Source organism: Sphingobium sp. ba1, assembly GCF_000743655.1.
Lineage (GTDB): Bacteria > Pseudomonadota > Alphaproteobacteria > Sphingomonadales > Sphingomonadaceae > Sphingobium.
This window is the reverse complement of record NZ_JPPQ01000069.1, coordinates 1,379,097-1,390,941: the sequence shown is the minus strand read 5'-3', so window position 1 is coordinate 1,390,941 and position 11,845 is coordinate 1,379,097. Positions and strand designations below refer to the sequence as shown.

9 protein-coding genes are annotated in these 11,845 nt (G+C 63.8%); 8 read left to right on the top strand and 1 reads right to left on the bottom strand.

The genetic code is table 11. The features are described from left to right. Window positions 1-1,266 (top strand): M20/M25/M40 family metallo-hydrolase (locus IL54_RS09770; protein WP_156106288.1); only part of this gene is annotated, 1,266 nt, incomplete at its 5' end. A 161-nt stretch (window positions 1,267-1,427) separates the two neighbouring features. Next, window positions 1,428-2,069 carry a trimeric intracellular cation channel family protein gene (locus IL54_RS09765; protein WP_037475208.1) on the top strand — a complete coding sequence of 214 codons (642 nt, stop codon included), beginning with the start codon at window positions 1,428-1,430 and terminating at the stop codon, window positions 2,067-2,069. Window positions 2,070-2,266: 197 nt separating this feature from the next. Here IL54_RS09765 and sppA read toward each other — a convergent pair whose 3' ends face one another. Continuing rightward, window positions 2,267-4,150 carry a signal peptide peptidase SppA gene (sppA, locus tag IL54_RS09760; protein ID WP_037475205.1) on the bottom strand — a complete coding sequence of 628 codons (1,884 nt, stop codon included), beginning with the start codon at window positions 4,148-4,150 and terminating at the stop codon, window positions 2,267-2,269. A gap of 295 nt (window positions 4,151-4,445) precedes the next feature. Here sppA and gpmA point away from each other — a divergent pair, with 295 nt between their 5' ends. The 6 genes from gpmA (at window position 4,446) to ileS (ending at window position 11,822) form a co-directional block, all read left to right on the top strand. After that, window positions 4,446-5,132: a 2,3-diphosphoglycerate-dependent phosphoglycerate mutase gene (gene gpmA / locus IL54_RS09755; protein WP_037475202.1), complete on the top strand. Its 687-nt coding sequence runs from the start codon at window positions 4,446-4,448 to the stop codon at window positions 5,130-5,132. Between the two features lie 227 nt (window positions 5,133-5,359). Then, window positions 5,360-5,848 carry a 5-(carboxyamino)imidazole ribonucleotide mutase gene (gene purE / locus IL54_RS09750; protein WP_037475199.1) on the top strand — a complete coding sequence of 163 codons (489 nt, stop codon included), beginning with the start codon at window positions 5,360-5,362 and terminating at the stop codon, window positions 5,846-5,848. 8 nt (window positions 5,849-5,856) lie between these two features. Then, window positions 5,857-6,927 carry a 5-(carboxyamino)imidazole ribonucleotide synthase gene (locus IL54_RS09745; protein ID WP_037475196.1) on the top strand — a complete coding sequence of 357 codons (1,071 nt, stop codon included), beginning with the start codon at window positions 5,857-5,859 and terminating at the stop codon, window positions 6,925-6,927. Window positions 6,928-7,047: 120 nt separating this feature from the next. Further along, window positions 7,048-7,698, top strand: coding sequence for a dihydrofolate reductase (locus IL54_RS22920; RefSeq protein WP_156106183.1), 651 nt, complete (start codon window positions 7,048-7,050; stop codon window positions 7,696-7,698). A gap of 73 nt (window positions 7,699-7,771) precedes the next feature. Further along, complete coding sequence (locus IL54_RS09735; RefSeq protein ID WP_037475194.1) at window positions 7,772-8,728, top strand: bifunctional riboflavin kinase/FAD synthetase; 957 nt, start codon at window positions 7,772-7,774, stop codon at window positions 8,726-8,728. Between the two features lie 118 nt (window positions 8,729-8,846). Next, a complete protein-coding gene (gene ileS, locus IL54_RS09730) occupies window positions 8,847-11,822 on the top strand; it encodes an isoleucine--tRNA ligase (RefSeq protein ID WP_037475192.1) in 2,976 nt (991 codons plus the stop codon). Window positions 11,823-11,845: the final 23 nt, after the last annotated feature.

Sequence of the window (11,845 nt, the reverse complement as noted above, 5' to 3'; positions counted from 1 at the left end):
ACGCCCGCCATGGCGGCGCTGTCGCCCGCCGAACGCGCTATGACCCAAAGCGTCGAGGCGGGCTATGAACCCGCGATCGGCCTGCTCGAAACCCTGGTGAACCAGAATAGCGGATCGATGAATTTCGCTGGCGTGAAGGCGGTGGCCGACATGCTGCGCCCGCAGTTCGAGGCGCTGGGCTTTACCGTGACCTGGCAGCCGATGGACGCCGCCAAACGCGCCGGTCACCTGATAGCGGTGCATAAGGGCCGGGCCGGGACCACCAAGGTGCTGCTCATCGGCCATCTCGACACGGTGTTCGAACCCGACTCGCCCTTCCAGACATTCGAGCGCAAAGGTGATCTGGCCAAGGGACCGGGCGTGGCGGACGACAAGGGCGGCGTCGTCACGATGCTGCTGGCGTTGAAAGCGATGCAGGCGGCGGGCACGCTCAAAAATGCCAATATCGAAGTCGTGCTGACCGGCGACGAGGAAGATTCGGGCGAACCCATCTCCATCGCCCGCGCCGACCTGATCCAGGCAGGCAAGCGCGCCGATGTGGCGCTCGATTTCGAAGGGCTGTCGGTCGAGGACGGCAAGGATATGGGATCGATCGCACGGCGATCCTCCAACAGCTGGACGCTGACCGCGACCGGCAAGTCGGGCCATAGTTCGGGCATCTTCTCCGCCAGTGCGGGCGATGGCGCCGTCTATGAACTGGCGCGGATCATCGTCGCCTTCCGCAAGGAATTGCCCGAACCCAATCTGACCTTCAATGTCGGCCTGATCGGCGGCGGGCAGAGCGCGGATGTGGATAAGGACGGCGTGCGGATCGCGGTGACCGGCAAGACCAACATCATCCCGCCCATCGCTGTGGCCAAAGGCGATTTCCGCACGCTCAGCGAAGAGCAGTCCGCCCGCGTTCGCGATAAAATGCAAGCGATCGTCGGGGCAGGGCATCTGCCCGGCACCTCGGCCAGCATCGCCTTCGACATGGGCTATCCCTCCATGGCCCCGACCGCGGGCAACCGCGCGTTGCTCGCCAAGCTCAACGGCGTCAACGCCGACCTGGGGCTGGCAACGATGCCCGAACTCGATCCGCTCAAACGTGGCGCAGGCGATATCAGCTTCGTCTCGCAGGATGTGGACGGCCTGATCGGCCTCGGCGTCACATCGACCGGCGACCACAGCCCGGCGGAACAGGCCGACCTGTCGAGCATGAAACGCCAGGCCAAGCGCGCCGCGATCCTGATGAGCCGCCTCGCGACCGAAAAAGGGCGGAAATAGACTCTCGAAACCGAACCTCGTCATCCCCGCGAAGGCGGGGACCCATCTCCCAACCTCGCGCCTGACGATAGCGTAGGAGATGGGTTCCCGCCTTCGCGGGAATGACGGAAATATGATGAGGTTCGCTCGACACAAGCGGGTGAGCAGCGTTAGATCGCGCTATGCTTCCCCCCGTCGCCTCACTCGCCACCACCATCGGCCCTGTGCTCGAAACATTGAGCATCGTCGGCACCTTCGTCTTCGCCGCATCCGGGGCGCTGGCCGCCGCGCGGTTGCAGCAGACGTTGGTGACCTTCGCCTTCTTCGCGCTGGTCACCGGCGTCGGCGGCGGCACGGTGCGCGATCTGCTGATCGACGCACCGGTCTTCTGGGTCGCTGATCCTATACCCGCCATCGCCTGCATGGTCGCGGCGCTGATGGTCTGGTTCACGCCGCGCAAATTCTGGAGCGAACGCGCGCTCGACTGGCTCGATGCGATCGGGTTGGCGGCCTTCGCCGTGTTCGGCGCGGCCAAAGCGATGAGCTTTGGCGTGCCCCCCTTCGTCGCCGGGATGATGGGCGTCGTCACTGGCTGCGTCGGCGGCATCATGCGCGATCTGCTAGCGGGCGAACCGTCCATCCTGTTGCGCCCCGAACTCTATGTAACCGCAGCCGCCGTCGCGTCCGGCCTGTTCGTGCTGCTGCGCGCCATCGGTCTGGACGTGCCGGTCGCAGGCCTGATCGCCGCGCTGCTGGGCTTCACGCTACGCGCCGTGGCGATCCGCCGCGGGCTGGGATTGCCGGTGTATCGGGACGGGGAGTAGCCCCAATACCCCTCTCCCTTGAGGGAGAGGGCTGCGAAGACTTGGCAGCGTGCTGCCTAGTCGCAGCTGGGTGAGGGTGCAGCGCCCTCACAGAAGCGCGCCGCATCAGCGTCGAACCCCCTCATCCAACTCCGCCTAGGTGCCTTCGGCACCAAGGCTTCGTATCCTTCTCCCCATTGGGGAGAAGGGACTGGCTGTTACCCCCACAACCCCGCCAGCATCGCCATCACCCCGCGCTCCTCCGCCGCATTGCGCGTCTTCGGCGCGCCATAGCCACGGCATTCCAGGCAATCCGCGCGCACGCCCGCGCCCATCACCAGCGCCTTGACGTCCGCAACCGCCTGCATCGCCCAGCCGCGCTGGACCATCGCCTGGCGCGCCAGCATGTCGCGCGGCGCGCTGGCATCGTCGCTATCGCGCTCCGCCATCGCTTCGATCCATTCGGCCCATTTGTCCGGCGCCTTCTCAATACGATAAGCGCGCGCCGTCTTGGGGTCGATCTTCGCCCGGCGCGCGGCCTCGGCGATCGCGTCCTCCAGCCCGCCGAAGCGATCGACCAGGCCGTTCTGCCGCGCGGTGCCGCCGTCCCAGACGCGACCCTGTGCGATGGCGTCGATCTGTTCGGGCGTCTTGCGGCGCGATTGCGCGACCAGGCCGACGAAGCGGCGATAAATATCCTCGACCCCCATCTGCATGATCGCGTCGAATTGCGGCGATGTGCCGCCGGCCAGGTCCGGCTGCCCCGACAGGGGCGTCGTCGCCACGCCATCGGTGGTGACGCCCATCTTGGCCAGCGTCCCTTCAAAGCTCGGCAAAATGCCGAACACGCCGATTGATCCGGTGATGGTGTCCGGCTCGGCAAAGATCATGTCCGCCGGGGTCGACACCCAATAGCCACCGCTAGCCGCGACATTGCCCATCGACACGACGACCGGCAGGCCATCAGCCTTGGCGGTCATGATGGCGTTGCGGATCTTTTCCGACGCCATGACCGAACCGCCCGGCGAATCGACCCGCACGACCAGCGCCTTCAAATCCTTTTCGTTGAGCGCGGTCAGCAGCAGGTCGGAGATTGTGTCGCCCGCTGCCGTGCCGGGGCCAGCCTCGCCATCGACGATATTGCCTGCGACCGTCAGCACGCCGATCTGCCCGTCATTGGCCGGCTTGCGCGCCTTCACATAAGCGGCAAGGTCGATCTTCGCGAAACTGCCCGCCTTGGCATCCGAAGGCTCGCCCGCAATCTCCGCCACGCGCGCCCCAAAAGCGGTCGCGTCGCCCAGCTTGTCGACCAGCCCAGCGGACAGCGCGGCGCTGGCCATATTGCCCCCTGCGGCGCGCGCGGCCGCGACCGGGTCGGCGGCATAGGCGGCGATCTTCGCCTTGGGCCGTGCCTTGGCGACATCATCCTGCCAGTTGCGCCACAACACATCCGCCAAAGCCTGGCTTGCCTGCTTGGCTTCGGGCGACTGGTCGGCGCGGATATAGGGTTCGACAAAGCTCTTATAGGTGCCGACGCGATAGACATGGGTGTTGACGCCCAGCTTGTCGATCAGCCCCTTATAATAGAGGCTCGACCCACCCCGTCCCATGATCGCGACGCCGCCCAGCGGGTCGCTCCACGCCTCGCTCGCATGGGCGGCAAGCTGATAGCTGTCGTCGGTATAGAGGGTGGCATAGGCCAGCACCGGCTTCTTGGCGGCGCGCAACCCATCCAGCGCTTCGCCGACGCGGGCGATGGCGACCTGACCCCCGCCCATGAAGCCATCCAGGTCCAGCACCACCGCCTTGACCTTATCATCCGTCTTGGCCGCTTCGAGCGCCGCGACGATGTCCGACAGGCGATATTCCTTCATGTCGGGACCGGAACCGGACAGCAGCGAGAAAGGATCGACCTCGGCGGGTTGCTCGACGATCGTCCCGTCCAGATCGAGCAGCAGCGCGCCTGCGCTCACGCTGGCGGCGGGCTTGGGCGAGAAGGACAGGGCGGCATAGAGCGCGCCGAAGAACAGCAGCAGGAACAGCAGCACCAGCCCGTCCTTGATCGCCACCAATATGCGCCACGCGCCCTTCACAAATGCCAAATGCCGGTTCCTTCTGCCCTGTGCGCCATGGCTACCCCATCGCCCGATCGACTGCAATGTGGGCGCAATGCGGGCGGCTGCAACCTTGCGCGCCCGATTTTGGTTGCTATGGGGATCGTTGCATAATCACGGCCTACCTTTCCCCGTTCGCCCTGAGCCTGTCGAAGGGCTGCACTTCTCGAAGAGAAGGACAAGGCTTCGACAGGCTCAGCCCGAACGGGTTTAGGGGTGGCGATTTATGCGATAATCCCGTCATGGGACTCACATGTTCGCTCTTGTGCAGGAGACGTGCCCGATGCCCACTCTCGTCCTTATCCGCCACGGCCAGTCGTCGTGGAACCTGGAAAACCGCTTCACCGGCTGGTGGGACGTCGATGTGACCGAAAAGGGCGTGGGCGAAGCGCGCGCCGCGGGTCAGTTGATGAAGGAGAAGGGGCTGGATTTCGACCAATGCTATACCTCGCTCCAGACCCGCGCAATCAAGACGCTCAATCTGGCGCTGGAGGAAATGGGGCGGCTGTGGCTGCCGGTCGAAAAGGACTGGCGCTTGAATGAGCGCCATTATGGCGGCCTCACCGGCCTCAATAAGGCGGAGACGGCGGCCAAGCATGGCGACGATCAGGTCAAGATCTGGCGCCGCAGCTTCGACATTCCGCCGCCAGCGCTGGAAGCAGGCAGCGAATTCGACCTCAGCCAGGACCGCCGCTATGCGGGCATCGCTATCCCCGCGACCGAAAGCCTCAAGGACACGATCGCCCGCGTCCTGCCCTATTGGGAAGCGACGATCGCCCCGGACCTCAAGGCCGGCAAGCGCGTGCTGATCTCCGCCCACGGCAATTCGCTGCGCGCCCTGGTCAAGCATCTCTCCAACATCCCCGATGACGAGATCACCCATCTGGAAATCCCCACCGGCCAGCCCATCGTCTACGAACTGGCCGACGACCTGAGCGCTATCGACCGCTATTATCTCTCGGAACGGTAATCCTCCCCGGCACGGGGAGGGGGACCGCGCCCGGAGGGCGTGGTGGAGGGGGGCTGGCCCCGCGCGCATCCGTTTGCGCTTCGCCGCAATCCCCCTCCGTCGCGCTGCGCGCGCCACCTCCCCGCAAGCGGGGAGGATTAGCATTGCCCCCCGGCGGCCCGCCCGCTAAGGGGCTTTGCTTTCCGGGCGGCACCGTAACGGCCGCGCCATGAGGGGAATGCACGGGCATGAGCGGGGCAATCGAGGTCGGCATCATCATGGGCTCGCGGTCCGACTGGGACACGATGCGCCACGCCGCCGACACGCTCACCGCGCTCGGCGTCGCCCATGAATGCAAGGTCGTGTCGGCGCATCGCACCCCCCAACGCCTCTATGATTATGCCACCAGCGCAGTCGGCCGCGGCTTGAAAGTCATCATCGCGGGCGCGGGTGGCGCGGCGCATCTGCCGGGCATGTGCGCTTCGATGACGCGGCTGCCGGTGCTGGGCGTACCGGTCGAATCGAAAGCCTTGAAGGGCATGGATTCGCTGCTCTCGATCGTCCAGATGCCCGGCGGCATCCCCGTGGCGACGCTGGCGATCGGCAAGCCCGGCGCGATCAATGCCGGGCTGCTCGCCGCCGCCATCCTCGCCACTAACGATCCCGCGCTTGCAGACCGGCTCGACGCCTGGCGCGCCAAGCAGACCGACGCGGTCGCCGAAACGGTCGAGGACTGATCGCACCCATGACGACGATCGCGCCCGGTTCGACCATCGGCATCCTTGGCGGGGGCCAGCTTGGCCGCATGATCGCCATCGCCGCCGCGCAGCTTGGCTATCGCACCCACATCTTCGCGCCGGAAGAAAGCGGCCCCGCCGCCGACGTGTCGCCGCGCTGGACGCGGGGCGACTATGACGATCCGCACGCGCTCGCGGCCTTTGCCGATAGTGTGGATGTCGTCACTTACGAATTCGAGAATATCGCCCCCTCGGCGGTCGAGACGCTCGCGGGTCACGGCCTCGTCCGCCCCGGCGCGCAGGCGCTGCGCGTGGCGCAGGACCGGCTCGCCGAAAAGCGCTTCGTCTGCGATCTGGGCGGGCTGACCGCACCCTTCGCCCCGGTCGACAGCCTCGACGATCTGGAAGCGGCGATCGCCACGATCGGCAGCCGCGCGATCCTCAAGACCAACCGCATGGGCTATGACGGCAAGGGGCAGGCGCGCCTGAACGAGCCGGGCGACGCGGTCGGCGCCTGGAACGCGATCGATCGTCAAAGCGCGATCCTCGAAGGCTTCGTGACCTTCGCGGAGGAATTTTCGGTCATATTGGTGCGCGGCGTCGATGGCGAAGTGCGCTTCTGGGACAGTTCGGCCAACGTCCATGTCGACGGCATTCTCGATACGTCGATCGCGCCCGCCGGGCCGCTGATCGAGGGGCAGGTGCCCGCCGCCCGCGCCCTGGCGCGCCAGATCGCCGATGCGCTCGACTATGTCGGCGTGCTGACCTGCGAATTTTTCGCCAGCGCCGACGGCCCGGTGTTCAACGAAATGGCCCCGCGCGTCCATAATAGCGGCCACGGCACGATCGAGGGTGCTCTGACCAGCCAGTTCGAAAATCACGTCCGCGCGATTTGCGGCCTGCCGCTTGGCGACACCGCGCTCGCCGCGCGCCGGGTGGAGATGTGCAACCTGATCGGCGACGCCGCGCATGACTGGGCCGCCATCCTCTCCGACCCGGCCAATCATCTGCACCTCTATGGCAAGGACGAGGCGCGGCCGGGCCGCAAGATGGGCCATGTGACACGGCTTAGCCTTTAAAGAAAAGTTATCCCCAATTCATCCACAACAAAATCCGGCTGGGTGAAGGGGGAGGGACGTGTGGGCTATCGGGGGCAAGCCAAGTCTCCTACCCTCGTCATAAATTCGGAAAAGGCCATCATGAAGCGTTTGACCTCTATCGTTGCAGTGAATAGCCAAGGCGCGATTGGCTGTAATAATGAACTGCCATGGCGGATAAAGACCGATTTGCGCTTTTTTAGGGACCAGACCCTAGATCAGGTCGTGATCATGGGGCGTAAGACGCTTGATTCTATGGGTAAGGCACTGCCTAAAAGGCACAACATCGTACTATCACATAACTCTGTTTTATTCCAAAAAACGGATAATAGTGAAGTAGCTACGAATGTTGCTGAGGCTTTGATATTTGCTGAAAAATGCAAAGGCAAAGAGGTATTTGTTGTAGGTGGAGCTGCTACCTATAAATTATTCTCGCCACTTGTAGATCGATACCTGATTACGATGGTTGATAAGTTTGTTCCAAATGCAGATGCATATTTCGACCAAGAAATTTTTAGAAACGAAGACGACTGGATTCTTCGTTGCCGTGATGACGTTAAATTCTCTCCTGAAGACGATGAATCTCCATTTCAAGTTTTCGAAATGTTGCATAAGCGTCCGCGCGAGATCAAAGCAGCACGAGATGCCTTGATACTCGAACACAAATCAAAATCGCTCAATCGTGGCAGAAGCAGTACGAATCATTTCGCTGATTTGATGGCGTCCAAAAATCTTCAAATGCAGTATCGATAAGAATGGGCGATTGCGTTGTGGCGCGCTTGATCCCTAATTGCCACACCCATCCCACCCCCCTATAGGCCGCGCCATGGAGCGGTTGACAAGCAGCGCCCCGGTTCCGGCGCATCTGCGCGGGGCCGTCATGGCGCTGGGCAATTTCGATGGATTTCATGCCGGGCATCAGGCCGTGGTCGGCCACGCCATCGCGCGCGCGCGGGCGGAGGGGCGGCCGGTCATCGTCGCGACTTTCGATCCGCACCCGATGCGCCTGTTCCGGCCCGATACGCCCCATTTCCGCCTGACCACGCTGGACCAGCGGCAGGCGCTGTTCGCCGCCGCCGGGGCCGACGCGATGCTGGTCTTCGCCTTCACGCCGGAGCTTGCCGCACTCGACCCGCAGGCCTTCGTCCGCCTCCTGGCCGATGATATGGGCGTGGCGGGCGTCGTCACCGGACAGGATTTCACCTTCGGCCGTGGCCGCGCCGGATCGGTCGCTGTGCTGGCAGAACTCGGCGCAGCTTCGGGCCTATGGACGCAGGCGGTCGCCCCGGTCGCCGACGCCAGCGGCGACATCATCTCCTCCACCCGCATCCGCACCGCATTGCAGGGGGGCGATTGCGCCACCGCGACCCGGCTGCTGACCCGGCCCTTCATCATCGAAGGCGTGGTCCAGCATGGCGACAAGCTTGGCCGCACTATCGGTTTCCCCACCGCCAATATCGACATGGGCGACTATCTGCGCCCGGCCTATGGCATCTACGCGGTGCGCGGGCTGCTGCCGGACGGGCGAGTGCTGGACGGCGCAGCGAACCTTGGCATCCGGCCTATGTTCGACCCGCCCAAATTGCTGCTGGAACCGCATTTCTTCGATTTCGCCGAAAATCTCTATGACCAGCGGATCGCGGTGCAACTGATCGCCTATCTTCATGCCGAACGCGCCTATGACGGGCTGGACGCCCTGATGAACGGCATTGCCCAGGACTGCGTCGATGCACGGCAAATCCTTGCGGGCCAAAACCTTGCGGGAACGCCCCACCTCGCCTAATGCGGCCAGCTATTCCTAACCCCGTTCGCTTCGAGCGAAGTCGAGAAGCGATACGCGCCGTGCCAGCGTTTCTCGACTGCGCTCGAAACGAACGGATGTTTGCAGATACCGGAACCCCATGACCGACGCACCCGACTATAAGTCCACCGTATTCCTGCCGCAGACGGACTTCCCGATGAAGGCGGGCCTCGCGCAAAAGGAACCGGCGATCGCCGCGCACTGGGAGGCGATGGACCTCTATGGCAAGCTGCGCGAAAAGCGCGCCGGGCGCGAACGTTTCATCCTGCATGACGGCCCGCCCTACGCCAATGGCGACATCCATATGGGCCATGCGATGAACAAGGTGTTGAAGGACATCATCGTCCGCAGCCAGTCGCTGCTCGGCAAGGATGCGCCCTATGTGCCCGGCTGGGACTGCCACGGCCTGCCGATCGAATGGAAGATCGAAGAGGAATATCGCAAGAAGAAGCTGAACAAGGACGAGGTGCCCGCCCAGGAATTCCGCGCTCAATGCCGCGCCTATGCCGACCGCTGGGTGGGCGTGCAAAAGGAACAGTTCAAGCGCCTGGGCGTGATGGGCGACTGGGCCGATCCGTACCTGACCATGAAATTCGACGCTGAAGCGACCATCGTCGGCGAGTTGCTGAAGTTCGCGGAAAGCGGGCAATTGTACCGCGGTGCCAAGCCGGTGATGTGGTCGCCCGTGGAGAAGACCGCGCTGGCCGAAGCCGAGGTCGAATATGAGGACGTGACGAGCACCCAGATCGACGTGGCGTTCGAGATCACGCACGCGCCCAATGCTCCAGAATTGGAGGGGGCTTATGCGGTGATCTGGACTACAACGCCTTGGACGATCCCGGTGAACCAGGCGATCGCTTATGGGGAAGAGATTGAATACCTCGCTATGCGGGCAGGTGACCGAGTTATTCTGACAGCTGCAGAGCTTTGGAATGATTTTGCTGAGCGTGCAGGTAAAACGCCTTGGTTATCGGAAGGCTCTGGTTGGACAGTTGTTTGGACTGGCAAAGGAACCGACTTAGCCGGAGCCATCGCGCGCCACCCCATGGCCAATTCCCTCCGTCATCCCGGCGAAAGCCGGGATCCCGCTTCTTCTTCTGCGCCGACGCCAGAAGGCAGCGGGACCCCGGATCAAGTCCGGGGTGACGATAAGTCGCAACTCGGCTTCTTCGACCGCCCACGTCCCTTCCTCCCCGCCGACCACGTCACCACCGACGCGGGCACGGGCCTTGTCCATATGTCGCCCGACCATGGCGAGGAGGATTTCATCGCCTGCAAGAAGCTTGGCATCGATCCCGTCTTCGCGGTCAATGACGCAGGCTTCTACCGCGACGATTGGGAATGGCTGCCGGGGCAGGGGAGCGTCATCAACACCAAGTTCAACGGCGTGGACGGCCCCATCTGCACCGACCTGCGCGCCGCCGGTGCGCTGCTCTCCGCCAGCGACTTCCGCCACAGCTATCCCCATAGCTGGCGGTCGAAGGCGCGGATCATCTACCGCTGCACCCCACAATGGTTCATCCCGATGGATAAGCCATCCGGCAACACCATGCCCGACTATCCGCTCCCGCCGCTGGAGCCGATCACCGGCGCGCTGGCGACGGCCTTGCCGACCAACGGCCCGACCCTGCGCGGTGTCGCGCTCGACGCGATCCAGAACACCCGCTGGGTGCCGGAACGCTCGCGCAACCGCATCAATGCGATGGTCAGCGATCGTCCCGACTGGGTGATCAGCCGCCAGCGCGCCTGGGGCGTCCCCATCGCCCTCTATGTCCATCGCAAGAGCGGCCAGTATCTTGTTGATCCGGCAGTCAATGCCCGCATCATCGACGCTTTCAAGGCGGCCGGTGCGGACGCCTGGTTCGGTGCCGATCATCAGGCGCTGCTCGGCCCCGATTATGACCTGGCCGACTATGAAGTCGTGACCGACATTCTCGACGTCTGGTTCGACAGCGGCTCGACCCATAGTTTCGTCGTGGAGGCCCGCTATGGCGAAGGCACCCGCGCCGACCTCTATGTCGAAGGGTCCGACCAGCATCGCGGCTGGTTCCAATCCTCGCTGCTCGAATCGAGCGGCACGCGCGGTCGCGCGCCCTATGACGCAGTGCTGACCCACGGCTTCGCGCTCGACGGTACGGGCAAGAAAATGTCCAAGTCGCTCGGCAATGTAGTCGATCCGCTCAAGATCATGGCCGAAAGCGGCGCGGACATCTTGCGCGTCTGGGTCGCCAGCACCGACTATTTCGACGATGTCCGCATCGGCAAGGAAGTGCTGGCGGGTTCGTCCGACGCCTATCGCAAATTGCGCAACACTTTCCGTTACATGCTTGGCGCTCTTGCCGACTATGATGAAGCGACGGAGGCCGTTTCCTACGCTGAAATGCCCGAACTGGAACGCTATATGCTCCACCGGCTGGCGGCGCTGGATGCGGAATTGAAGTCGGTCGTGGACAAGGCGGCGGACAGCGACAATTGGCTCGAATTCAGCCGCTACACCCGCGCTCTGTTCGACTTCGCCAATAGCGACCTGTCGGCCTTCTTCTTCGACATCCGCAAGGACTGCCTCTATTGCGACGCGCCGACCGACCCAAAGCGGCGCGCCTATCGCACCCTGCTCGACACGCTGTTCCACGCGCTCGTTCGCTACGCCGCGCCGATCATCCCCTTCACCGCCGAGGAAGTGTGGCAAAGCCGCTTCCCAAGTGACGAAGATAGCGTCCATTTTCTCGAATGGCCGGAGATCGATCATCACTGGCTCGACCGCGATCTGGACGACAAATGGCGCGAATTGCGCACCCAGCGCGAACAGGTGAACGAAGCGATCGAGCCGCTGCGCCGCGAAAAGATCGTCCGCTCCAGCCTGGACGCCGACGTCACCATGGGCGAACTGCTCGCGGTGGGCGATGTCGATTTCGCCGAAGTGGCGATCGTCGCGCGCGTGACCATGGGGCAGGGGGATGGCATCACCGTCCAGCCCAGCAGCTGGCATAAATGCGGCCGCTGCTGGCGCAAACTGCCCGAAGTCACCACTGACGGCACGCTCTGCGACCGCTGCGACGCGGTGCTGACGGGCTAAGCGATGTTCCTCCATGTCGTCAT